Source organism: Arcticibacter sp. MXS-1, from assembly GCF_041902385.1.
In the GTDB taxonomy this organism is placed as follows: Bacteria; Bacteroidota; Bacteroidia; order Sphingobacteriales; family Sphingobacteriaceae; genus Arcticibacter.
Window position 1 is genome coordinate 1,977,572 of record NZ_CP169244.1, and the last position, 24,667, is coordinate 2,002,238.

21 protein-coding genes and 3 tRNA genes are annotated in these 24,667 nt (G+C 47.9%); 20 read left to right on the forward strand and 4 right to left on the reverse strand.

From position 1 onward, the window contains the following. Positions 1-276: 276 nt before the first annotated feature. The 3 genes from ACES2C_RS08545 to ACES2C_RS08555 all read left to right on the forward strand — a co-directional run bounded on the left by ACES2C_RS08545 (position 277) and on the right by ACES2C_RS08555 (position 1,090). A complete protein-coding gene (locus ACES2C_RS08545) occupies positions 277-789 on the forward strand; it encodes a glutathione peroxidase (RefSeq protein ID WP_374166534.1) in 513 nt (170 codons plus the stop codon). Between the two features lie 103 nt (positions 790-892). Further along, a tRNA-Val gene (locus ACES2C_RS08550) sits at positions 893-967 on the forward strand. A gap of 48 nt (positions 968-1,015) precedes the next feature. Then, positions 1,016-1,090, forward strand: a tRNA-Val gene (locus ACES2C_RS08555). A gap of 416 nt (positions 1,091-1,506) precedes the next feature. Here ACES2C_RS08555 and ACES2C_RS08560 read toward each other — a convergent pair. After that, entirely contained in the window at positions 1,507-1,770 is a 264-nt protein-coding gene (locus ACES2C_RS08560) for a hypothetical protein (protein ID WP_374166535.1), read from the reverse strand. Between the two features lie 371 nt (positions 1,771-2,141). On the opposite strand from ACES2C_RS08560, the gene ACES2C_RS08565 reads away from it, so the two are divergent. The 4 genes from ACES2C_RS08565 to ACES2C_RS08580 all read left to right on the forward strand — a co-directional run bounded on the left by ACES2C_RS08565 (position 2,142) and on the right by ACES2C_RS08580 (position 3,805). Further along, positions 2,142-2,579: a hypothetical protein gene (locus tag ACES2C_RS08565; protein WP_374166536.1), complete on the forward strand. Its 438-nt coding sequence runs from the start codon at positions 2,142-2,144 to the stop codon at positions 2,577-2,579. A 138-nt stretch (positions 2,580-2,717) separates the two neighbouring features. Next, positions 2,718-3,065 (forward strand): DUF2752 domain-containing protein, encoded by a 348-nt coding sequence (locus ACES2C_RS08570; protein ID WP_374166933.1) that lies wholly within the window; start codon positions 2,718-2,720, stop codon positions 3,063-3,065. A gap of 3 nt (positions 3,066-3,068) precedes the next feature. Beyond that, positions 3,069-3,281: a hypothetical protein gene (locus tag ACES2C_RS08575; RefSeq protein WP_374166537.1), complete on the forward strand. Its 213-nt coding sequence runs from the start codon at positions 3,069-3,071 to the stop codon at positions 3,279-3,281. A 2-nt stretch (positions 3,282-3,283) separates the two neighbouring features. After that, positions 3,284-3,805, forward strand: a complete 522-nt coding sequence (locus ACES2C_RS08580) for a J domain-containing protein (protein WP_374166538.1) — start codon at positions 3,284-3,286, stop codon at positions 3,803-3,805. 253 nt (positions 3,806-4,058) lie between these two features. Here the strand turns inward: ACES2C_RS08580 and ACES2C_RS08585 are convergent, their stop codons facing one another. After that, positions 4,059-4,547 (reverse strand): rhodanese-like domain-containing protein, encoded by a 489-nt coding sequence (locus ACES2C_RS08585; RefSeq protein WP_374166539.1) that lies wholly within the window; start codon positions 4,545-4,547, stop codon positions 4,059-4,061. 171 nt (positions 4,548-4,718) lie between these two features. Between ACES2C_RS08585 and ACES2C_RS08590 the strand changes: the two genes are divergently transcribed. Next, a tRNA-Val gene (locus tag ACES2C_RS08590) sits at positions 4,719-4,793 on the forward strand. Between the two features lie 137 nt (positions 4,794-4,930). On the opposite strand, the gene ACES2C_RS08595 is transcribed toward ACES2C_RS08590, so the two are convergent. Further along, complete coding sequence (locus tag ACES2C_RS08595) at positions 4,931-5,206, reverse strand: hypothetical protein (protein ID WP_374166540.1); 276 nt, start codon at positions 5,204-5,206, stop codon at positions 4,931-4,933. 267 nt (positions 5,207-5,473) lie between these two features. Between ACES2C_RS08595 and ACES2C_RS08600 the strand changes: the two genes are divergently transcribed. From ACES2C_RS08600 to ACES2C_RS08630, 7 genes are all read left to right on the forward strand, one after another. Further along, entirely contained in the window at positions 5,474-7,027 is a 1,554-nt protein-coding gene (locus tag ACES2C_RS08600) for a type I restriction-modification system subunit M (protein WP_374166541.1), read from the forward strand. Between the two features lie 13 nt (positions 7,028-7,040). Further along, positions 7,041-7,352: a hypothetical protein gene (locus tag ACES2C_RS08605; protein ID WP_374166542.1), complete on the forward strand. Its 312-nt coding sequence runs from the start codon at positions 7,041-7,043 to the stop codon at positions 7,350-7,352. Beyond that, positions 7,345-8,535 carry a restriction endonuclease subunit S gene (locus tag ACES2C_RS08610; RefSeq protein ID WP_374166543.1) on the forward strand — a complete coding sequence of 397 codons (1,191 nt, stop codon included), beginning with the start codon at positions 7,345-7,347 and terminating at the stop codon, positions 8,533-8,535. Before ACES2C_RS08605 ends, ACES2C_RS08610 begins: the two co-directional genes overlap by 8 nt. A gap of 144 nt (positions 8,536-8,679) precedes the next feature. Beyond that, positions 8,680-11,838 (forward strand): type I restriction endonuclease subunit R, encoded by a 3,159-nt coding sequence (locus ACES2C_RS08615; protein WP_374166544.1) that lies wholly within the window; start codon positions 8,680-8,682, stop codon positions 11,836-11,838. Positions 11,839-11,972: 134 nt separating this feature from the next. Continuing rightward, positions 11,973-13,274, forward strand: coding sequence for an MFS transporter (locus tag ACES2C_RS08620; protein ID WP_374166545.1), 1,302 nt, complete (start codon positions 11,973-11,975; stop codon positions 13,272-13,274). Between the two features lie 928 nt (positions 13,275-14,202). Next, the gene (locus ACES2C_RS08625) at positions 14,203-14,910 is read left to right on the forward strand and encodes an alpha-ketoglutarate-dependent dioxygenase AlkB (RefSeq protein ID WP_374166546.1); all 708 of its coding nucleotides are present in this window, start codon (positions 14,203-14,205) and stop codon (positions 14,908-14,910) included. Between the two features lie 41 nt (positions 14,911-14,951). Beyond that, on the forward strand, positions 14,952-15,329 hold the full coding sequence (locus ACES2C_RS08630) for a DUF6717 family protein (protein ID WP_374166547.1): 378 nt from the start codon (positions 14,952-14,954) through the stop codon (positions 15,327-15,329). A gap of 12 nt (positions 15,330-15,341) precedes the next feature. On the opposite strand, the gene ACES2C_RS08635 is transcribed toward ACES2C_RS08630, so the two are convergent. Next, positions 15,342-17,390 carry a M13 family metallopeptidase gene (locus ACES2C_RS08635; protein ID WP_374166548.1) on the reverse strand — a complete coding sequence of 683 codons (2,049 nt, stop codon included), beginning with the start codon at positions 17,388-17,390 and terminating at the stop codon, positions 15,342-15,344. A gap of 135 nt (positions 17,391-17,525) precedes the next feature. On the opposite strand from ACES2C_RS08635, the gene ACES2C_RS08640 reads away from it, so the two are divergent. From ACES2C_RS08640 to nrfD, 5 genes are all read left to right on the forward strand, one after another. Further along, complete coding sequence (locus ACES2C_RS08640; RefSeq protein WP_374166549.1) at positions 17,526-18,500, forward strand: deoxyhypusine synthase family protein; 975 nt, start codon at positions 17,526-17,528, stop codon at positions 18,498-18,500. A gap of 239 nt (positions 18,501-18,739) precedes the next feature. Then, complete coding sequence (locus ACES2C_RS08645) at positions 18,740-19,273, forward strand: c-type cytochrome (RefSeq protein WP_374166550.1); 534 nt, start codon at positions 18,740-18,742, stop codon at positions 19,271-19,273. Then, positions 19,266-20,108, forward strand: coding sequence for a cytochrome c3 family protein (locus ACES2C_RS08650; protein WP_374166551.1), 843 nt, complete (start codon positions 19,266-19,268; stop codon positions 20,106-20,108). The genes ACES2C_RS08645 and ACES2C_RS08650 overlap by 8 nt, the downstream gene beginning before the upstream one ends. Before the next feature lie 37 nt (positions 20,109-20,145). Next, positions 20,146-23,163, forward strand: a complete 3,018-nt coding sequence (locus ACES2C_RS08655) for a TAT-variant-translocated molybdopterin oxidoreductase (RefSeq protein ID WP_374166552.1) — start codon at positions 20,146-20,148, stop codon at positions 23,161-23,163. Between the two features lie 29 nt (positions 23,164-23,192). Further along, the gene (gene nrfD / locus ACES2C_RS08660) at positions 23,193-24,665 is read left to right on the forward strand and encodes an NrfD/PsrC family molybdoenzyme membrane anchor subunit (RefSeq protein ID WP_374166553.1); all 1,473 of its coding nucleotides are present in this window, start codon (positions 23,193-23,195) and stop codon (positions 24,663-24,665) included. Positions 24,666-24,667: the final 2 nt, after the last annotated feature.

The window sequence follows — 24,667 nt, forward strand, 5'->3', positions numbered from 1 at the left end:
GTATTTGTTTTTAAGAGGCCGGGAGGAATATTCTAGCAGCTTGCATCCCCGATATAGTGTGTAGCTCATAAGTGTTTTTTTAAACCCACACTCATGCTGCCGCCGGGCCGGTAGCAAGGATAAGTTGAAGGGGTCTTTTAACCTGAGAGGAGAGTCGTAGAGCGGACCGGATATACGCGATTTGTATAACGGAAGTAAAACTTCACTGCGTCCCGAACATAGCGGGCAGCGCGCGTGTCATTATTTGCTAAGTTTGTTGTTATAACTCTGAATAGTATGAAAATCGCAGCATTGTTACTCTTTACTCTTCTGTCGTTGCCGCCTAAGTCGGTTCACCAGTTTACGATAACAGGAATCGACGGTCAGTCGGTCAATTTAAGCCAGTTTAAGGGCAAGAAGATCCTGATCGTGAACACTGCCTCAAAATGCGGCTTTACGCCTCAGTACGCCGATCTGGAGAAGCTGTGGCAGCAGTACAAAGATAAGGTGGTTATAATAGGTTTTCCCGCTAACAATTTTGGAGGCCAGGAGCCTGGTACTAATGAAAATATCCAGGAGTTTTGCCAGAAGAACTACGGCGTGAGCTTTCTGATGGCGGAGAAGGTAAGCGTGAAAGGCGACGATATGAACGCGCTGTTCAAATACCTCACTGCTGCTCCCAACCCCGATTTTACAGGGGACATCAAATGGAACTTTGAGAAATTTCTCATTGATGAGAACGGTAAGCTAATCCATCGCTTTCGGTCAAATGTGAAACCGACCGATCCGGAGTTGACTAAATATTTGTAGCCGAGGTCGTTGCGCGAAAAGTGAAAATTTATTTTGCAAAAATAAGGCAGTAGTCTATATTTGCAGTCCCAAACGAAAGCAACGAAGCTTTTAAAAGGGAAAAGGAGGCTTAGCTCAGCTGGTTCAGAGCATCTGCCTTACAAGCAGAGGGTCACTGGTTCGAATCCAGTAGCCTCCACGAAAAGGAAAGCCTTTCAGCGGATACTGAAAGGCTTTTTTACTTCACGGGAGTTTAGCTCAGCTGGTTTAGAGCACTACCTCGACAAGGTAGGGGTCACTGGTTCGAACCCAGTAATTCCCACAAAAGAGATCCTGTACGTCGTTGTGCAGAGTGGTTTTCTGAAGACCACCAGGAATCTGTCATCCAACCCACCGCTTGCTTAATAGTAGTTCAATTTCTGGCGTGCCCGCCTATTATGGGTTTTGCTGCAGGGGATTTTGCCGGCGGGCAATTCATGAAGCATTGTTGCCGTTTTCAGGCCGGTATCGTCTGAGACATGTTCCGAATGCTCTGAGACATGTTCGCCTTTTCTGTACCTGTTTCATTACGGCGCTTCAACGACGCATCGGCAGTTCTTTGGTCGCCATCGAAGCGCTACCGAAGGATTGTTGAAGGGATGTTGTGTGAACGTCGATTCGGAGGCAAACATGTCCTGGGCATGTCTCAGGCATGTCGCGAACAAGACTGAGATTCATTCGCATAAATATTAGCGCCCGTTATCTTCTTGCAGATGCGCCCCCGCCGCCAAGTCCTCCAATTCCAATAATGAACCCCAGCCAATAGAAGAAGCCTGTATTGTTCTCTGCATATAAGCCGACATGAAATCCAAAGAGTTTGCCGAGCAATGCAAAGAAGAACATGATGCCATGAATGAGGCCTGAAAAGAAGCCATATTCGTGTGAAGTGTGGCCTGCCGGAGCACAAGACGTTGTAATAACAATAAGGCAAAGCAGGCAGGCTAGTGTAATAAATTGTTTCATTAGAATAATTTGTTTTTTAATGGCAATGAAGCTATCATGTGAAGCAAGGTCTGTTCATTCCCACTTGCCTAAAGCACGCGATAGCTTGAATTGATAAGAGAGTAAAGTTTATACTAGAGGCTCGCACTATACAGATGAGCCTTTGGAGCCTAATACGCTCGAAAAGGTAGAAAGTCGCAGATACAAGCTATTTCTTCAGCGCAATTAATCAGTATAACATATTGAGGACTACGGAAAGCCGGTTTCCGATTGCTGGAGTGGCAGCCCCATCACCCGGTTAATTTTTTCCTCATTAGCGTTTCGGCTGCAACTTATCGAGCCTCCCGGCGTATCAGTAGCAATAAACGAATTATTCACTAAACTTATCAGGAATGAAATTTCTAGCAGTATGCGTACTCTCCATCTTTACTTTTCTTTGCAGCGTTGACGCACAGGTTAATCCGAACCAGGTGTATGTATCCGGCTATTTCAGGAAGGATGGTTCTTTTGTGGCCGGCCACTATAAAACGGTTCAGAATGAAACCAACCGAGACAACTTTACGACGAGGCCTAACGTGAATCCTTATACCGGCAAACCGGGCTATATTGAACCCGATACAAAAAGCACGTACCAGAGCTCCCCTTATACCGGTTATTCCATTCCGGCCTCCAGCGTTCGTACGCCTGGCTATCCTTCTGTCAATACTTACTATCAGGCAAGTCCATGTCCGAGCACTTATTCCCCCTCAACAGGAACTGTTTACACCGGATCCCGGGGCGGCCAGTACTACATTAACAGCAGCGGCAACAAGACTTATATAAAGCGTTAGAGGAATCTTAGAAGGGCATTAGAAAACGGAAGGCTTTATAAATTTTTAAGCGGACGTGTGCGAGCCATAAGCTGCATAACCAGAGCCTTTAACTTATCGGAAGATAGGATAGGCAATAATGAAAGTAAGGTTAGAAAGATGTGCTTTATTCTCGCCGTTCCATTTCTTACAGCTTTCTATTTTTTACCCGAGCGTTTCTTTACCACAGGCCTCAGTGAAAATAGTTACTGTCTACACAAACAGTTACTTGGATTTAACTGCCCAGGCTGTGGTTTCACGAGAGCTACATTCTTCCTCCTTCATGCACAATACTCAAAGGCATTAAGTTTAAACCCGACTGTCGTTTTTCTTCTTCCGATACTGGCTACAGAAATACTTGTAGTGCCGATACACGGGCTTTGGCTAAAAAAAGCAAGATATGTCTTGTATTTAATCTTTTGTATATCACTCTTAATACTTTATCTAATAAGAATTATTAATCACTAAATTATGAAAGCACTAACTAAAATAATTTTATCGATAGCAATCTTGTGCGGTGGCAGCATGTTAGTAGGAGCTATAAGAACTGCAAGTGGCGGATCGACAGGGGGCCTTAGCGCCTTTGTAATCATGCCAGCTATTATTGCCGGCATCGCAGCAATATGGAGGTACAATTCGAACAATAAGACGGAAGACACGAACAAGACTTTGAAGAAAGACTAACTATGTTTGTAGACTATTATGCCGTTCTCGGTGTGGAAAGTGATGCTCCAGACGAAGCCGTAAAAGATGCTTACAAGACGCAAGCTTTAAGATGGCATCCTGACAAAAATGCCGGGACCGACACTACCTCTAAAATGCAGCTTATAAATGAGGCCTATCTGGTTCTTAAGGACCAGGAAGGCCGGAAGCGATATGATAAGGAATATGAAAGATATAAAGAACATCATAAACAAGCGGCATTCTCTGGACGCTCCGGGGCATTCGAGGGAGAAACTGGCAACCAACCACATGGATTTCGAAAGGGCTACGAAGACCAAGACTACACCATTCAGGACGAAACCCTAAGGAAATGGATGGCAAATGCTAGAAAACAAGCAATTGCACTGGCGAAAGAAACCCTAGAAGATATTAAGGGAATATCTAAAGAAAGCGGAAAGGCGATGATTTCAGAGGCATTGTTCGGCTTGGTCAGGCTCGCAATTTTTGGAACTATCATGTCGGTCATTTTTAAAGCGTGCCATTAGGTTAGTGTCCTACAAGCTACCCAGTTTAGAACCGCACAGAAAGTTAGTTTTTAATGGCAATGAAGCTATTATGAGCATCAAGTTTCTATTCATTTCGGTGTGTGTGAAGAGCACATGATGGTTTCATTAGAATTAATTGTTCTTTTTTTCGATATAAAAGGTTTGGTGAAGGTTGTAAGGGATAGTCAAATGTTCCGGTTTATAACCCGGGTCTGTGTCTGAATGGACACTGATCAGCGGGGGGACTCTCGTTTTACTTCTTGTCGTTCTTCGATACATTAGTTGAGTCGGATACAGGCAGCCCTTTTTTTGTCCAGGCCTGAATTCCTCCCTTTAAATTATAAATCTGGGCAAAGCCTTCGTTTTTTAAGACCTCTGCTGCTTTGGCGCTGCGAACTCCGCTTCTGCAATACACGTACACCGGTTTGCTCTTATCCAGGGTTTTGATCTGGGCAGAGAAGGTACTGTCTTTTACATTTATGTTGACGGCTCCCGCTATATGCCCTTTTGCAAACTCAGCCGGAGTGCGAGCATCTAAGAGCGTGTGTTCTTGTTTTGACTGGAGCTTCCTTTCAAACTTCGTTGATTTTAAAGTATCTACGCGGGGCTGTGCCTGAGACCTCGCCGGCGGGCTTAACAGAAACACTCCCAGGAAAGACAATAAAAACAGTACGGTCTTCGGGAGTTTTCTTTCTGCTCGCATGCTTTTGCCGATAGTATTCGCGATGTGTGAACCTTTCATAATGTAAAAATACGAAAGTCTGCTCTATGAGACGAATCGGCTGGTTTGCTAAAGTAGCTGATCGCCATTGTCTTGCATTTTAGCCGCAGGCCAGCTGTGTACTTTCTGTCAAGAATATTTTTAACATTCAAAACTTTATGCTATGTTTGTGCGCCCAAAGACGGGGTACATGGAGGCTTAGCTCAGCTGGTTCAGAGCATCTGCCTTACAAGCAGAGGGTCACTGGTTCGAATCCAGTAGCCTCCACAAGAAAGGAAAACCCTTCAGATTATGTTATCTGGAGGGTTTCTTTTTTTGTGCGCTACGCAACCATTTAAGTCCCGAACGCGCCTTGATAGTGGGAAGCGTTAACCCAAGGCAAGGGTGTTGCGGGCGACTGCCCTTTAAACAGGTATCTGCTGATCGTCAAATTCCCACCGATACTGTTGTTCGATATCCGGAATCTTAGCCCAGTATTTCTTCGCCTTAGGGTCGTTCCTGTGTTCCAGCAGCAAGGCGATGTCAAATATTTTTCCTTTATCTGAAGCGGATTCCTGATAACGTTCGAGCGGTACTGGTAACACAGAGAAGCCGCAAATCAGAGTTCTGGCGTCTTTGTCGTATGAAAAGAGATCAAACATCTCCTCATTTGTTGGATTAAAATCAAATATCGTCTTCATATTCCGCTCCTGTAAGTGCGTCTAAAATAGCATTAGGATGAAATTTCAGGGGCTGTTATTTTAAACCTGTCTGTAACGCGGGCTGTCGGTCTACAGGGCAACTCCCGATGAAAGAGTTGTTCCAGGCCATGCTTCTGCTGCGCGACAGGTTCAGGGCATCATAGTCTTCCCAAAATTATGTAGTTTTATCGCCTGCTATTCTATCAGGCGCAGCCTGGAGGAATAGCAGGCTCCATACTAAGAACAAAATTCAAAATAAGATAGTGAATGACTAAAGAACAGGAACGCGATGAGCTGCATCGCGCCATATGGCAGATTGCCAACGATCTGAGAGGAAGTGTGGACGGCTGGGATTTCAAGTCCTATGTGCTGGGGATCTTGTTTTATCGCTTTATTTCTGAAAACCTGACAAGCCATATCAACAAGGCCGAACGCGATGCGGGCAATAGCAGCTTTGACTATGCCGCCATCAGTGATGAGGAGGCGGAGCTTGGCCGCGAAGACACGCTGAACGAAAAGGGCTTTTATATTTTGCCCTCCGAGCTGTTCCAGAATGTGCAGCAAAATGCGGCTGGCAATAAAGATCTGAACGTAGACCTGCACCGCATTTTTAAGGGCATTGAGGCATCAGCCAGAGGGACCGACAGCGAAGATGACCTGAAGGGGCTTTTTGACGACGTAGATGTAAACAGCAATAAGCTGGGCGGAACGGTTGAGCAGCGCAACGCCCGGCTGGTGAAGATATTAAACGCGATTGCGGGCTTGAAACTGGGCGACTACCAGGACAATAGCATTGACGCCTTTGGCGATGCTTACGAATACCTGATGACCATGTACGCCAGCAATGCCGGTAAATCGGGGGGCGAATTTTTTACCCCCCAGGAAGTATCGGAGCTGCTGGCCGAAATTACGGTAGTGGGCCGCACTGAGGTGAACAAAGTGTACGACCCGGCCTGTGGTTCTGGCTCCTTACTGCTGAAGTTTGCTAAAGTATTAGGGAAGGACAACGTGCGCCAGGGCTTCTACGGGCAGGAAGTGAACATCACCACGTATAACCTGTGCCGCATCAACATGTTCCTGCACGACATTAACTTCGAGAAGTTCAACATCGCCCATGGTGACACCTTGCTTCACCCCATGCACTGGGACGACGAGCCTTTTGATGCCATCGTTTCCAATCCGCCGTATTCCATCAAGTGGGAGGGAGATGCCAATCCTTTGCTGATCAACGACCCTCGTTTCTCCCCTGCAGGGGTGCTGGCCCCAAAGAGCAAAGCCGATCTGGCCTTCACCATGCACATGCTTTCCTGGCTGGCTACCAGCGGAACGGCCGCCATTGTTGAATTTCCAGGCGTGCTTTACCGGGGCGGGGCTGAGCAAAAGATCCGCAAATACCTGATTGACAATAACTACATAGACGCGGTGATACAGCTGCCGCCCGACCTGTTTTTCGGTACCACCATCGCCACCTGCATCATTGTGCTGAAGAAGAGCAAGAAAGACAATGCTACTTTGTTTATTGATGCTTCTGCAGAGTTTGTGCGCGGCGGAAATAAGAACAAGCTTTCTGAAAAGAACCGCAGGAGAATCCTGGACGCCTTTATAGCCCGGGAGGACGAACTGCACTTTGCGCACCTGGTGCCTAATGCCGCCATTGCCGAAAACGACTACAACATCGCGGTCAGCAGCTATGTAGAACAGGAAAACACCAAAGTGGAGACCGATATAGCGGAGCTGAACCAGCGCATCGCGGAAATTGTGGCCCGACAGCAGGAATTACGGACTGCCATTGATGCTATTGTCAACGATCTGGAAAGCTAGTAAAGGCAGCAGCATGAATAAGGAATTACAGTTTTTAATTTACAGTACACCACAATTCAATACAAAAATAAATGTGGTGGTAAAGGATGAGACTATTTGGCTGACGCAGAAAGCGATGGCTGAATTGTTTGGAGTACAGGTGCCGGCCATCAGCAAACATTTAAAGAATATTTTTAAAGAAGGAGAGCTTGAGGAAAACATGGTTATTTCCATTTTGGAAACAACCACTCCACACGGCGCTATAGCCGATAAAACACAGTCGAAAGATACTAAGTTCTATAATCTGGATGCCACCGAACAACAAAGGAGGGGAAACTATGAGTAAGATAGATGAGTTGCTAGAGAAAATGTGCCCGGAGGGAGTGGAGTGGAAGAGGATTGGAGATATCTGTAAACGTATAGTATCGGGTGGTACTCCATCTACGGGTAGAAGAGAGTTCTATGGTGGTTCGATACCTTGGTTAAGAACGCAGGAAGTAAACTGGAGCGATATCTATTCGACATCTGTTACAATTACAGAAGACGGCCTGAGGCAGTCTTCTGCTACCTGGATTCCGGAAAACTGTGTAATCGTTGCTATGTATGGCGCAACAGCAGCAAAAGTGGCGGTCAACCGGATTTCATTAACAACAAACCAAGCTTGTTGCAATCTTCAGATCAATGAATCTACGGCCGACTTCAAATATGTTTACTACTGGCTGTGTAATGAATATCTAAATCTAAAATCGTTAGGTGAGGGTAGTCAATCAAATATCAACGGACAGAAAGTCAAAAATTATCCAATCCCCATCCCCCCGCTTCCCATTCAGGAAGAGATCGTAAAAATACTGGACAGCTTTACAGCGCTGGAGGCGGAGCTGGAGGCGGAGCTGGAGGCGCGTTCCGCGCAATATGAATACTACCGGAATAAACTGCTCGCATTTGAAGGTGAAGATGTAGAATGGAAGAGCTTGGGAGAAGTGGGAAAGGTTTGTATGTGCAAGAGAATATTCAAAGACCAAACTCAGTCGTCGGGAGACATCCCGTTTTATAAGATAGGAACATTTGGTAAGAAGCCAGATGCCTTCATATCGAGTGCCTTGTACAGTGACTTTAAGAAACGTTTTTCGTTTCCTAAAAGAGGTGATGTCTTGATTTCAGCGTCGGGAACGATCGGTAGAACTGTCGTTTATGATGGGGAAGATGCATATTTTCAAGATAGTAATATCGTTTGGATAGATAATGATGAAAAATTTGTTTTAAACAAGTTTTTAATGCATTACTATCAGGTTGTTAGATGGCAAACGGATACGGGAGGAACAATATCCCGGCTCTATACTGATAACTTAAAAAAAGCAAGAATTCCCATCCCTCCCCTTGCCGAGCAAGAGCGCATTGTAACCATCTTAGACCAGTTCGACGCTTTGGTGAACGACATATCGAAAGGCCTGCCGGCAGAGATAGCAGCCCGCAGGCAGCAGTATGAGCATTACCGGAACAGGTTGTTGACGTTTAAACAGAAGCAATAATTCCGGACGAAAATAGCAGACAGGAAGGTTGAAATGATCGGGGTGCCGAACGGAGCATTCCGCTGAATAGATACTTTCCTGTCGAACCGAATCTTAAAAATTCTTTAATTTGAAAGGAATACACCTTCAGAAAAAAGAGCAGGAATGAAAGAGTACAGCCTTATTTCAGAGAACAGCGAAAGTACCGTCGTTGCCGAATACATATCGGGATTCAAAAGAGAGACGTCTTATCAGAGCGAGGCCGAGCTCGAAAAGGCGTTCATCGCTTTGCTGGAGCAGCAGGCCTACGTCTTTTTGCCCATTGCTAAAGAAAAGGACCTGATCGATAACCTTCGTTTGCAGTTAGAGACGCTGAACAACTACCGCTTCAGCGAAAAAGAGTGGAAAGACTTTTTCAGCGGCAAACTGGCTAATGCCAATAGCGGCATTGAAGAGAAAACTACCCTGATTCAGGAAGATTATATTCAGTTGTTGCACCGCGATGACGGCTCTGTCAGGAACATCCGCTTAATCGATAAGGAGAACATCCATAACAACAGCCTGCAGGTGATCAATCAGTATGAAACAGAGGAGGGCAGGCGCCCCAGTCGCTACGATGTAACAGTGCTGGTAAATGGCTTGCCGCTGGTTCATATAGAACTCAAGAAAAGGGGCGTTAGTCTTCAGGAAGCCTTTAACCAGATCAACCGCTATAACCGCGAGTCGTTCTGGGCAGGCACGGGCCTGTTTGAGTATGTGCAGCTCTTCATCATCTCTAACGGCACTCTGACCAAATACTACAGCAATACCACCCGCTACACCCATATCCGGGAGAAAGGCAAAGAGAGTAGCTCCAAAAAGAGTAAAAGCAGCAATAGCTACGAGTTCACGTCCTGGTGGTCTGATGCCAGCAACAAGCCCATTCTCGATTTGATGGACTTCGGTAAAACGTTCTTTGCCCGCCATGCTTTGCTGAACATCCTGACCCGCTACTGCGTGTTCACGTCTGATAAGCTGCTGCTGGTGATGCGCCCCTATCAGATCGTGGCCACCGAACGTATTCTGGGGAAGATCAACGTGTCAAACCAATACAAGAGATACGGAAGCATAGACGCCGGCGGCTATGTATGGCACACCACGGGAAGCGGCAAAACACTTACGTCGTTCAAAACCGCTCAACTGGCGAGCGGGCTGCCTTTTATCGGGAAGGTGATCTTTGTGGTAGACCGCAAAGATCTGGACTACCAGACGATGAAGGAGTACGACAAGTTTGAACGCGGAGCCGCTAACAGCAATACCAATACGGCGGTACTCAGAAAGCAGCTCGGCGATCCGGATGCCAGGATCATCATCACCACCATTCAGAAGCTGTCTATTCTGATCAAGAAGCAGAAAAGCCATTCCATATATGGCAAACAGGTGGTCTTCATTTTTGATGAGTGTCACCGCTCACAGTTTGGCGATATGCACGAGGCCATTACAAAGAGCTTCAAAAGATACTATCTGTTCGGTTTTACCGGTACGCCCATCTTCGCCATCAATGCCAGCAGCGGAGGCAAGGCGCACCTGAAAACAACAGTACAGGCGTTTGGCTGCTACCTGCATGGAGAGCCCACGCACTGCCCGGCCGCCCTGCACCAGTCGCCCATCCATACCTATACGGTGATAGATGCCATAGCCGACAAAAATGTGCTGCCTTTCCGGGTTGACTACATCAGCACCATGAAGGAAAAGGAAGGCATCGAAGACAGGAAAGTAAGGGATATTGACCGGGACAGGGCCCTGATGGCTCCGCAACGCATAGCTAATAACGTCGCTTATATACTGAGGCACTTCGATCAGAAGACCAGCCGCAACAGCAAACCCTATCAAATGACGGCCCTGATGAACGTATATGAAGTGGCTTCGGCAAAAGACCGCAGCAAGATTGAGGAGGTGAAAGAGAAAATACGCCTCAGCGGCTTCAACTCCATCTTTGCCGTGGCTTCTATTGATGCCGCCCGCCTGTACTACGACGAGTTTAAGCGCCAGCAAACAGAGGTCCCCGAACTGGCGCGCCTGAAAGTGGCTACTATTTTCAGCTTTGGTCAGAACGATGAAGAAGACGGGCTCGAGGATGAGAATTCGGAGTCAACCGAAGGGCTTAGTGCAAGCGACCGCGACTTCCTGGATAGGGCGATAGAAGACTATAATCAAACTTTCAAAACTAATTACGATACCTCGCCCGACAAGTTCCAGAACTACTACAAGGATGTTTCGCTCCGGATGAAAAACCGGGAGATCGATCTGCTGATCGTAGTGAACATGTTCCTTACCGGCTTTGATGCAACCACGCTTAACACCCTGTGGGTGGACAAGAACCTGCGGATGCATGGCCTGCTGCAAGCCTACTCCAGAACGAACCGCATCTTGAATGCTGTGAAGAGCTTCGGTAACATTGTTTGCTTCAGAAACCTGGAGGAAGCCACCAACAAGAGTTTAGCCCTGTTTGGTAATAAGGAGGCCCGGGGCATTGTATTGCTCAAAACCTACGCCGAATACTACCACGGATACCAGGAGGAAAGAAAGGAGGTGCCCGGCTATTACGAGCTGGTACATCGCTTGCTCGAAAAGTTTCCTGTCGGCGTGCGTATCCTGGGCGAAGAAGATAAAAAGGAGTTCATCCGCCTGTACGGAAACATCCTGAAGCTGCTGAACATCCTGAGATCCTTTGACGAATTTGAAGGCAACGAAATACTCAGCGAGCGCGATTTTCAGGACTACCACAGCATGTACATCGAGCTGTATAATGAGTTTCGAAATGTGGGCAGGGGCGATAGCGAGAACGTGAATGATGACATCGTTTTCGAAATGGAGCTGATCAAGCAGGTAGAGATCAATATCGATTATATCCTGATGCTGATCCGCAAATACCGTGATAGCCATCTGGAGGATAAGGAGCTGGCATTAAGTATCTCCAGGGCCATAGACTCCAGCATTGATCTGAGGAACAAAAAGGAGCTGATAGAGAAGTTTGTAGCCTCCTTAACCCCTGCTTCAGACGTAGATGACGAGTGGCTGGCTTATGTGAAACAACAAAAGAAGGCCGAGCTGGATCAGATCATCGCAGACGAGAACCTGAAGGAGGGGGAAACCTATACGTTTATCAACAATGCCTTCAAGAACGGCGAAATTCAGTCGGCAGGAACGGCCTTTGCAAACATCCTTCCCCCGGTATCACGGTTTACGCCCACCGGCGACAGGATGCGCAAGAAGGAAACGGTGCTGGCGAAGCTGATGGCCTACTTCGACAGGTATTTTAACATCACGAGTGGCGGGGTTTAGGCGATTAAATGGATTAGCATGGGGCTGCAACCAATTAGCAGCATTGCCCCAGAAGGGAACAGCCTGAAAAATGGGCTGAATTACGTAACCTCTTTTGATGCAGGTACGTAAGAGGAGACAAACGCTCCTATGCTATGAAATTTCTATCTCCCTCAGAAAAACTCTCAGAAGCTCAGACCCAAACGGGACTCAAGTATATTGTACGGGAAAGCCTTGCCGGGGAAGCAATGGTTAATTTGACTGGAGGGACGTTCCTGGTCTCCATGGCGGTTTTCATGGGGGCTTCCAACTTTCAGATTGGTCTGCTCGCTTCGCTGCCTATCTTCACAAACGTATTTCAGCTGCTGTCTATCTGGCTCGTCCAGAAGTATAATAACCGGCGCGCCATTGCAGTGCTTACTTCATTTGTGGCGCGACTTGCACTTCTGGCGATCGGCGCTATTCCCTTTGTTTTTGGGAAAGGAGCCAGTGTCAACTTTCTGATCGCATTGCTGACTCTCCACTATTTCTTTGGATCATTAGCGTCTGCCAGCTGGAACTCCTGGATGAAGGACCTGGTACCTGAGAAAGTGCTCGGTCAGTACTTCTCTCACCGGACGCGGCTTATGCAGATTCTGAGTATCACCACCAGCTTGCTCGTGGCGTTTTTCATAGATTTCATGAAGGTACACCATCCCGATATGCTGAACCTCACGTACTTCGTGATGTTTCTGCTGGGAGCCGGTGTAGGGATGCTGGGTGTTTACCTCCTTTCAAGAGCTCCTGAGCCTAAAGGTGAGCAGCTGCAGGGTGATCTCTTTGGCTCGTTTAACAAGCCGCTAAACGACACCAACTTCAGAAAGCTGATCGTGTTCAACTCGTTCTGGAGCTTCGCGCTGGATCTGGCGGTACCTTTTTTCTCTGTCTACATGATGAAGACCATCGGTTTGCCTTTGTCTTACGTAATGGCCTTTACTATTCTTGGACAGCTGAGCAGCATCCTGTCGCTGAAGGTCTGGGGAAGGTATGCCGATAGTTATAGTAATAAGACCGTTATCCGCCTCTGTGCGCCGGTATATATCGCCTGCATTTTCGCCATGGCGTTTACCGCGCTTCCTGAGGATAAACTGTACAGCGTTGTTCTGCTTGCTTTTATTAACATCTTCAGTGGTATTGCCACAGCGGGCATCAATCTCTCAATCAATAACATTGGCATTAAACTGGCTCCCCGCGAGGATGCAATGACGTATATGGCGGTAAAGAATATTATCGTTTCATTATGTGCAGCCTCTGCGCCTTTGATCGGCGGTCTTCTCGGCGATTTCTTTTCTCATCACGAACTTGCCTGGCGCATCCGCTGGGAAGGTGCTGGCGCAACTACCATTATTCAGATCTTTGACCTGAAAGGACTGAACTTTTTCTTTGTGATAGGGGGCTCCTGGCTGTGTTATCGCTGAGGCTTTTAAACGGCATCAGGGAGCATGGGGAAGTGCAGAAGGAGGAAGTGCTTGCTCATGTTCAAGGCAGGCTTCGTGCACACCTGACTGGCAATACAGCATCCAAAGCCTGGGCTCCTGTTTTTCGTCCCGCGCTGGTCCTAAACTCCTTTAGACGCCGGTTATTCCTTCATAAGTAAGGCAGTCACATCAGAGTTCTGCTAAAAATGCATCCATATGCTGTGCTCCCAAGCGGGAGATGAAGCTCAACGGTTCTTTGTGCCCATTAAAGAAACAGATACACTTTCAAGAATTCCTGCAATCGGCCTAACAGCGCTCTCTATAGTGGCGAATAAGGCCGCAAGAGGGATGAAGTGTTCTCTTACAAACAGATCGTCTCTGGCGGGTATTTGACCGTTCCGGCGACGCGAATCTGAGGGAAATACGGTTCATCTCCTGGACGTATTCCGGTCAGTGAGGCTGTGTCATACCAGTGGCAGAACCTTCCTTTCGAACTCCTGACCTGGCCGGGGAGAGGGGTGGTTGCCTGCCTTCCCTGAGACAGGTGCGGGACTGGTGCGAGACTTCTGCGCCCTGGCGTTTATCTTTTTACAATGCCGCTCCGGCGCCGCTTCGAATTTTCTCCGGGTGGCATCGGAGCCGGATTGAAGCGGCATCGGAGAAATGTTATAGAAAAGGTAGGCAAGGGGCGAACTTGTCTGCCGGCATTCCCGAACTCGTCCAGGGCGGCGGGGCCTGAAATTGGGGACGTACCTGTTTTTTTAGCCTGACAAATCCGGACAATTCAAGACAAATCCAGACAATTCCGGACACGCGGTCCTGAAAATTAGCTTGCTGCGAATTTGTTCTCTACGTTTGTTCCGTCGGATAGCACTAGCGATGAAAAAAAATGGCACGAACAGGAATTAACAAATAAAACTTAATCAAAATGCAAGAAAATAGAGTTGAAATCGGTGTCTTTATCCAGCAAGCTGCGGCAGTAGCAAAGCTTCCTGGTATTGTTCTTGCAACTGGCAGGTGGGCAGGAACTATAAGACGAAAGGCCCAGAGAAGAAAGCTTTTAGTTATGAATACGTTATTCCCCACTGAGCCGACCGTGCCGCAGGGCTTTTTTTATACTTCCGGCTTTATTACTGAGTCGGAAGAGGACCAATTGCTCAAGGCAATAGCGGAAACAGAGCTTCATACGTTCAACTTCCATGGTTATGAGGCGAAGAGGAAGGTGGCCAGTTTTGGCTACGACTGGAGCTTCGAAAGCAGGGAGCTCTCGAAAGGCAGGGACATACCCCCGGCTTTTCTGTTCCTTGTTTCGCGGGTGGCCGAGTTCCTGAAGGTTAAAGAAGAAGAAGTGGGCGAGCTTCTTGTGACCGAGTATCCGGAGGGGGCGGTGATCAACTGGCATCGCGATGCACCTCCTTTTGATATCATTGCAGGTATTTCTCTCTTAGCAGATTGCAGCTTTCGTTTCAGACCCTACGAGAAGGCCAGGCAAAGCCGTAAATCTCTGATTTCAATTCCTGTGAGTCGCCGTTCCTTGTATGTGATGAAAGGCGAGTCGCGCAGTAACTGGGAACATAGCATTTCTCCTGTGAAGCATACGCGGTATTCAATCACACTTCGGACCCTGAGGAAGTAAGCCTGCTGGAGCGAAATTTGTTCATATACAGAGAAAGCAGAATGATGAAGCGTGATCTGAAATTTGAAAGGGAGCCGTCGGGCAGGTGGTATGTTGTGTTGCCCGAGTACCCGGGGCCGAAAGCGGACCTGCAGATGGTTGCCGGTGCGGACACGATGCTTGAGCGGATTGCTGAGGGCCGAACAGTTTGTGTTCTGACAGTTTCTGATGCAGATTTTGAAGAAGCAGATGTGCTGAAGCTAATCCAGGGATATCATGGGGAGCACGGCGATTATCTGCTTGAACACTATCGGAATAGCCGGGTCAATCATAAGATGTGGCTTTGTCCCGTGGTGACGTATGTCTTTGGCCGGCTCCCGGAACATATTTACATCAGGAGCCGGGAGGATTTTCTTCCTTTTCCGGCTCCTGAGGGGTAGTTTAGTTCAGGCTTACCAGATCTGAACCCTTTTATCTTCGGGGAGCCACAGAGCGTCGCCTTTCTTTACTCCGAAGGCTTTGTAAAATTCTGTGACATCTGAGAAAGGACCGTTTACGCGGAGGAACGCCGGTGAGTGCACGTCCGTCATGATCTGATTTGCCAGGTTTTCGTCCCGTGTGTTATAAAGCCAGCCTAATGCGTAGCCGAGGAAGAAGCGCTGCAGCGGGCTGAGTCCGTTGATTGGCTTGTTCTCTTTGTACTGCTCCGTTTTCTTGAAGGCATCAAGGCCAAGGACAATTCCGCCGAGGTCGGCTATATTTTCGCCCAGTGTTGCCTTTCCGTTCACATGCAGGCTGTCGAGCACCACATAGCTGCTAAACTGTTTTGCCAGCATGTCCGCCTTTTTCGAAAATTTAACCGAGTCTTCTGCTGTCCACCAGGAGCGGAGGTTACCCTTCTCGTCGTATTGTCTTCCCTGGTCGTCAAAGCCGTGGGTGATCTCGTGTCCGATTGTTGACGCCGCCGCATATCCGTAAACTACCGCATCATCTACGTTTTCATCCTTTGCTCCCGGAATCAGGAATATAGCAGCTGGCAGCGTGATCTCGTTGTTGGAGGGACTGTAGTTGGCGTTGTAAGTTTGAGGAGCCATGTTCCATTCTGAGTGATCCACCGGCTTGCCCAGGCGATCGATATTATGCTGGTATTGCCACTGGTTGGCGCGCAGCACGTTTCCTGCGTAGCTTTTACGATCTATCATGAGCTTTGAGTAGTCTTTCCACTTGTCAGGATAGCCTACTTTGGCTTTCATCTTGTCGAGCTTGAGGAGGGCCTTCTTCTTTGTTTCGGCTCCCATCCAGTCGAGTTTGTTAATATGTTCACGATAAGTGACTCTTACCGCCTCTACGAGATCTTCATATCTTTTCTTCGTTTTCTCAGGAAAGTAGTCTTTCACAAACAACTGTCCCAGGAGCTCGTCGAGCAGGTCGTTCTCTGTTGTGAGCACTCTCTTCCATCTGGGCAGCTGTTCTTTTACTCCTCTTACAGAGGTTTGATAGAAGCGGAAGTCCTCTGTTTCTATTGCCTTGTTCAGGTAAGGAGCGAAGGATGATACCAGGTGCCAGCGCAGGTAAGCCTTCCACGCCTCAAGCGGGAATTTTTTCAGGGCCTGGCTGACGGCCTGATAGTACTCCGGCTGACCGATGATCACTGAGTCTGCTTTTTTTATTTGCAGGCTGTTAAGCACCTGCGGCCATGCTAAGCCGGGAATTGCGCTTTCCAGTTTGCCTGCAGCGTACTTGTTGTAGTTTTTATAGGGATCGCGCAGGTCCTCAAGTTTCCGCGAGTTTTGCGCAAGGTAGGTTTCGATAGCAAATACCTCCTCTGCAGCTTTCTTTGCCTGCGCTTGCGGCAGGCCGGAGAGTGAGAGCATAGTTGGCAAATGCCTGTTGCGATAATCCTCCCGTATGTCCGCCGTGCGCTTGTCGGTGTTAACGTAGTAGTCACGGTTTGGCATGCCCAGGCCCCCCTGGTAGAACTGGAGCATCATCTTTTCGCTGTTCTTATCGTCCTGCCCTACATAGGTTCTGAACAGGCTGCCTGCTCCGATACCATTCATTGCTGCAGACACCAGAGGCACTTCTGCGACACTTTTCATCTGGTCGATCTTTTGCATCTGCTCTTTCAGAGGGGCGATGCCCTGGCGTTCAATGCCGACCGTATCCATTCCGGAGAAATAGAAGTCGCCGATCTTCTGCTTGTCGCTTCCCTGAGGAGCGTTGGCGTTCATGGCATCGACGCTGATCTTTTTCAGCTTCTCGCGTACTTCTTCTACGATGAGGTTGCCGATCCCCCAGGAAGGATAGGCTGCGGGTACCGGATTGCTCTTCAGCCATGCGCCGTTGGCGTAGCGGAAGAAATCTTGCGCGGGACTTACAGTTGAATCAATGTTCTTGTAAACAGGGTCGTGTTCGGCAAAGGTTTTCGTCTGGTCCTTGCAAGAGGCAAGGCAGATGAGGATGCCGACCGGTAGAAAGCTTAATGAGCTGGTTTTAAACATAAAATATTTGAAGTATTAAGGTGCAAATTACGGGTGTTCAGCAGTGAATGTCAATTTTTAACGTAAATAAAGGGGAGAATACTATTTAACGAAAGTATCTAAAAATTGTAATTTTGCAGGCTTAATCAAGAAATTATGGAAAGAGGACCTATTTCTCAGTTTATAGAAAAGAACTACCGCCATTTTAATGCTGCAGCATTGGTTGATGCAGCTAAGGGGTATGAAGTGCATTTGGAAGAGGGTGGAAAGATGATGATCACCCTGGCGGGAGCTATGAGTACTGCCGAACTCGGTATTTCTCTGGCAGAAATGATCAGACAGGACAAGGTGGCAATTATTTCCTGCACAGGAGCCAACCTCGAGGAAGATATTATGAACCTGGTGGCTCATACGCACTACAAGAGGGTTCCTAATTACCGCGACCTGAGTCCGAAAGAAGAATGGGATCTTTTGGAAAACGGTTATAACCGGGTTACCGATACCTGTATTCCTGAAGAGGAAGCCTTCAGAAGGATACAGCGTCATATCTTCAAGATCTGGAAAGATGCCGAGGAGAAAGGCGAGCGGTATTTCCCTCACGAATATATGTACAAGCTGCTTCTGAGCGGCGTGATGAAGGAGGATTACGAGATCCCTGTAGAGCACAGCTGGATGATTGCTGCGGCTGAGAAGAACCTGCCCATCATCGTTCCGGGATGGGAAGACAGCACAATGGGTAATATCTTCGCTTCTTACGTGATCAAGGGCGAGCTTAAGGCTTCTACCATGAAGAGCGGCATTGAGTATATGACCTGGCTGGCTGACTGGTACCGTGGCAACTGTGGCGGAAAAGGTATCGGCTTTTTCCAGATCGGCGGCGGGATTGCGGGCGACTTCCCTATCTGCGTAGTGCCTATGCTCTATCAGGACCTGGAAATGCATGATGTGCCTTTCTGGAGCTATTTTTGTCAGATCTCAGACTCTACTACCTCGTACGGGTCGTATTCAGGTGCTGTACCGAATGAAAAGATCACATGGGGTAAACTGGACATCCACACCCCTAAGTTCATAGTAGAATCGGATGCGACAATTGTAGCGCCGCTGATCTTTGCATGGGTTTTGAAACAATAATAAAAACCGAATTAATTCCAAACTGTATACAATAGTATCAGTAAGTAAATAGTCGATAAAAAGGCGCTTTATTTATGAATAAAGCGCCTTTTTCTGTATTATTTAGAACGAATATAAATTATTTTTACAGGTCATCTAAATGTCACAGATCATTTAATAAATTATACTTTTGTCATCCGAAATTGTGATTTAAAACACAATTTCAATTTTACATTTTAAAATTATCGTAAAATAGTAATATGAGAAGCATCTCATTGGTTTTTAGAAGTGTTGCAAAATCATTAATCTTAGTTTCTGCTCTAAGTTTCGGTATTCAGGCAAACGCGCAAAATGCTACTGATGCAAATCCAGTTGCTGAGCAAAGTACCGCCGGAGCGGCTACAGCTGCCTCTGCAGGTGCAGCCGCGAAGGGCGACGCGAACGCGGGAGCGTCTCTTTTTAAGCAAAAGTGTACTTCCTGTCACGCCATGAACCGGACGGTTGTGGGGCCTGCCCTCAAGGGGGTCCATGAGCGTCATGACGAAGCATGGCTGATTAAGTGGATCAAGAACTCACAGGCACTGGTAGCGGCCGGTGACCCTGCTGCGGTGAAAGTATTCAACGAATACAACAAGACCGTGATGACTCCTTTTCCGGAGCTGAGTGATGACGATGTACGGAACATCCTTGCTTACATTCAGGTAGAGGGCGATAAGCCGGAAGGCGGAGCTGCGGCACAGGGTGGTGCACAAGGCGGAAGCAACGCCGGCGGCGAAAGCAGCGGGGGTGAGTAACTTCATGCTGGGCGGGCTTGCCGTGGTCGTGATCATCGCTTTGCTGGTGATTCTGGTTCTGAACCGGGTGATCAAGACCCTCGAAAGATTGCTTCTTCAGAAGCAGGGCGTTGTGATTGAGGAAGAGCCGGTTGTTGAAGGGGAAAGTGCGGCTGCAAAGTTCAGAAGGCTGTCAAAAAACAAGAAGTTGGTATTCTTCGTTACCGTTCTCCTGATCATATTCTTCGGTTCCTGGGGATGGAAGGTAATGTGGAACACTGGGGTACACCAGGGATATCAGCCTACGCAGCCGATCAAATATTCTCACCAGCTTCACGCAGGTACTCTCAAAATCGATTGTCAGTACTGTCACTTCGGTGCTTACAAGTCAAAAAATGCATCTATTCCTCCTCTCAATGTATGTATGAACTGTCACAACTACGTTCAGGCTACAGAGAAATATAATGGCGAAATCTCCCCTGAGATCATGAAGATCTACAAGGCCCTGGATTACGATCCGCAGTCTAAGAAATATGGGGACAATCCGAAGCCTATCCAGTGGGTACGTATCCATAATCTTCCGGATTTCGCCTATTTTAATCACTCTCAGCACGTTTCAGTTGGCGGTTTGCAATGTCAGCAATGTCACGGCCCGATTCAGACGATGGCTGAGGTTTACCAGGCCTCTCCTCTGACGATGAGATGGTGTGTGGAGTGTCACCGCACCAAGGACGTGAACTATAAGGGTAATGCTTATTATGATAAGATCATTGCCGTGCACGATCAGGTGAAGAAAGGCGAGAAAGTTACACCGGCTGCTTTAGGTGGTCTGGAGTGTGGAAAGTGTCACTATTAATAATTTAAAGAATTCGAATACAGTTTATATAGCTTAAATGGAAAGCAATAAAAAATACTGGAAAGGTTTAGATGAACTGCAGAGGACTCCGGAATTTGCAGAAAAAAATAAGAATGAGTTTGCTGAAGAGCTTCCTCTGGAGGACGTTCTGAGCGAATCCGGACTTAATACTGTTACTCCCCGCCGCGACTTTTTAAAGGCCCTCGGCTTTGGATTAGGCGCAGTGTCGCTGGCTGCCTGCCAGACTGCTCCGGTCCATAAATCAATTCCTTATCTGATCAAGCCAGAGGAGGTAACTCCAGGGGTTCCTAATTTTTATGTGTCCAGTCACAACGGTCAGAGCATTCTTGTGAAGACCCGCGAAGGCCGGCCTATCAAGGTTGAAGGAAATGCAGCCGGTCTTTATGGTAATCACGGTACGGACGCCACTACTCAGGCATCAGTACTTGATCTGTATGATATTTCGAAGTTAAAGGGACCAAAACTAAACAACGAAGAAAGTTCATGGAAAGACGTTGACGCATTCGTAAGAGGTGAGCTGAACAAGATTCAGGCTTCAGGCAAGAAAATCCGCATCGTTTCATCCACATTAAATAGTCCTTCAGCAAAGGCTGTTATTGCAGACTTTACTGCCCAGTATCCCAACACTGCTCACGTTCAGGCAGACGCCGTCTCTTATACCGGCATCATTCAGGCCAACGGAAGCAGCTTTGGAAAGGCTGTTCTGCCGCGCTACCGTTTTGATCGTGCCGATGTAATTGTGAGTCTTGGCGCCGATTTCCTGGGAACCTGGATCGCTGGTGAAGAGTTTACCAGGCAATACGTGAGCAACAGGAACAGCGGTTCTCTGAAGAAGGGCAAAATGTCTCGTCATATCCAGTTCGAAACAGGCATGAGTATGACGGGAACAAACGCCGATTCGCGTGTTCCGGTTAAGCCTTCTGAAATGGGCCCGGCAGTGCTGGCTCTGTACAATGCAGTAACGGGCGGGCAGCTGGGCGGCGCTCAGTTAGCCAACAACCCTGTAGCAGATAAGGCAATTAAACTTGCTGCCAGGGAGCTCCAAAATGCAAGAGGAAGAGCTTTGGTGGTAGCGGGTGCTAATGATGCAGCTATACAGACGGTAGTAAACGCCATCAACTCCGCACTTGGAAGTTATGGAACTACTATCGACCTCGATAATCCATTTTACACCTACCAGGGAAATGATGCGGCTTTTGCCTCTCTGCTCGGCGAAATGAGCCGCGGAGAGGTAGGGGCAGTATTCTTCCTTAATACCAACCCTGCGTATTCTTATTTCAACAGCAAGGCGTTTACCGATGCCCTGGCAAAAGTACCGCTGAAAGTTTCCTTTGCTGACCGCGAAGATGAAACGGCATCGCTTTGTAATGTGATCGCGCCGAATGCCTGTTACCTGGAGGCCTGGGGAGATGAAAACGCGTTTGAAGGCTACTATACAATCATTCAGCCAACCATCAATCCGGTGTTCAATACAAGGCAGGCTGAACAAAGCTTGCTGATCTGGTCTAATAACCCTCAGAAGAACTACTATCAGTATGTAAAGGCTTATTGGGAGAAGAACCTTCTTCCTGCAGCAGGCAAGAGCTGGAAGCAGCTGTTGCAGACCGGCTTTGTCTATACCGGGGAGAAACCTGCAGGCGTCTATTCTTTTGCAGGAAATGTGGCGGCTGCTGCTCAGACAATCGGAGCGCAGAGCAGGGCTCTGGCGAAAGATATCGAAGTTCAGCTTTACGAAAGTGTAGCCATGCGCGACGGTCGTCACGCCAATAACGCATTTCTTCAGGAATTGCCAGACCCGGTGTCAAAAGTAACCTGGGACAACTATGCAGCTGTAGCCCCTAAGTTTGCAGAAGAGCAGGGCTGGGAAGAGTTTGACCTGGTAGAAATCAAAGGAGCTAACGGATATTCGGTTACTCTGCCTATCCTTTTACAGCCTGGCCAGGCTAAAGGGACTATATCCATTGCGGTAGGTTATGGCCGTACGAAGGCTGGCAAAGCAGGAAACGAAGTAGGTAAGAACGCTTATCCATTTGCAGGCATGGTGAACGGAACGGTTCAGCTGCTTACAACTGCTACTGTCAGCAAAGCAGGAGGTAAGATGGAGCTTGCTCAAACCCAGACGCACCATTCTTACGAAGGCCGTACCGTTATCCGCGAAACTTCATTCAAGAATTACCTGAAAGACCCTCATGCGGGCAATGATAAGCACCAGGGCGAGCATAAAACGTACGACCTGTGGCCAGAGCACAAACAGATCGGTCACAGCTGGGTGATGGCGATCGACCTGAACGCTTGTACGGGGTGCGGATCATGCGTTGTCGCTTGTAATGTAGAAAACAACATCCCTGTAGTGGGTAAAGACGAGGTACGGCGCAGAAGAGAAATGCACTGGATCCGTATCGACCGCTACTACAGCTTCAATGAAGGAGGCAAATCGGTTACCGAGGAGAAGGAGATTGAGAAGCTTGACAATTTCGACGACGTTTCTGTGGTACATCAGCCCATGCTTTGTCAGCATTGTGACCACGCACCTTGTGAAACAGTTTGTCCGGTAATCGCAACCATGCACTCTTCAGACGGTTTGAACCACATGGCTTACAACCGCTGTGTTGGAACAAGGTATTGTGCGAACAACTGTCCGTACAAGGTACGCCGCTTCAACTGGTTTAACTACTGGAATGACTCCCGCTTTGACAACTACCTGAATAATGAATTTACGCAGCTGCTCCTGAATCCTGACGTGACTACACGCTCCCGCGGGGTGATGGAAAAATGTACGATGTGTATCCAGCGTATTCAGGGTGGCCGTTTGCAGGCTAAACTTGAAAAGCGCCCGCTGAAGGATGGTGAGATCATGATGGCTTGTCAGCAGGCTTGTACCGCCGGAGCGATCATTTTTGGAGATTTCAATGATCCGGAATCAGCTGTTCGTAAAGCCCTTGGCAATGAACGTACGTACTATGTTCTGCAGGAGCTGAACACCCAGCCCGGCGTTGGTTATCAGACTAAAGTTAGAAATACAGTAGAAGCTTAATAGATTTCATTTAAGAAGTTTAATATATTATGTCAGCTCATAACGAATCAATATTAAGGGAACCGCTAATCACGGGTGAGAATATCACCTATGCAAAGATTACGAATGATGTGCTGGTACCCGTTGAAAATAAGCCCAACAAAGCCTGGTGGATCGGATTTACGATTGCGGTAGTATTTGCGCTTATCTGGGTTGTTGCCATAAGCTATACCTTCTGGGAAGGCTTAGGTGTGTGGGGTCTGAACAAGACCGTAGGCTGGGCCTGGGATATCACCGGTTTCGTATGGTGGGTAGGTATCGGTCACGCCGGAACACTGATCTCGGCGGTACTCCTGCTGTTCCGCCAGAACTGGAGGAATTCCATCAACCGCTCCGCGGAGGCGATGACGATTTTCGCCGTAATTTGTGCAGCCACGTATATCTTCGCTCACATGGGCCGTCCGTGGCTTGCTTATTGGGTGTTCCCGTTGCCGAATCAATTCGGTTCGTTATGGGTGAACTTTAACTCGCCTCTTGTTTGGGACGTATTTGCGATCTCGACTTATTTCTCTGTATCACTTGTATTCTGGTACACAGGCTTGCTTCCCGATATCGCTACCATTCGTGACCGGGCAACGGGCACACGTAAGAGAATCTATTCGATCCTTTCTTTCGGATGGGCTGGCTCTGTTAAGAACTGGCAGCGTTTTGAGGCAGTGTCTCTGATCCTTGCAGGTGTTTCAACACCGCTTGTACTTTCGGTCCACACCATTGTATCATTCGACTTTGCTACTTCATTGGAGCCGGGATGGCACACCACCATCTTCCCTCCGTACTTCGTAGCGGGAGCGATCTTTTCCGGGTTTGCCATGGTGCAGACGCTGCTGCTGGTAGCGCGGAAAGTGATGAAGTGGGAAAACTACATCACCATGTTCCACATCGAGTCAATGAACAAGGTGATCATCGTGACCGGTTCTATTGTAGGTGTCGCTTATTTGACAGAGCTGTTCATTGCCTGGTACTCGGGAGTAGAGTACGAACAGTACGCCTTCCTTAACCGTATCAGCGGTCCGTACTGGTGGGCTTACTGGAGTATGATGACCTGTAACGTGATTTCTCCTCAGCTGTTCTGGTTTAAGAAGATCCGCACCAGTATCTGGGCATCATGGGTTCTTTCGATTGTGGTGAACATTGGGATGTGGTTTGAGCGTTTCGTAATCATCGTGACCTCACTTCACCGCGACTTCATCCCTTCAAGCTGGGTGATGTTCTATCCGACAGTGATCGACGTCCTTCTCTTTGTCGGTTCAATCGGAGTATTCTTTACACTCTTCCTGCTGTTCCTGCGCGTCCTTCCGGGCATCGCGATGGCGGAAGTGAAGCTGATCCTGAAGAGCTCGAGCGATCAGGCCAAGCAGAAACTGATCAGAGAAGGTAAGGTAGATAAAGAGCAGGCTCAGTTCTATCAGGAGTCTCTTGAGAAATACGATAGTGTTAAAAAGTCTGAATACGCGAATATTTAAGA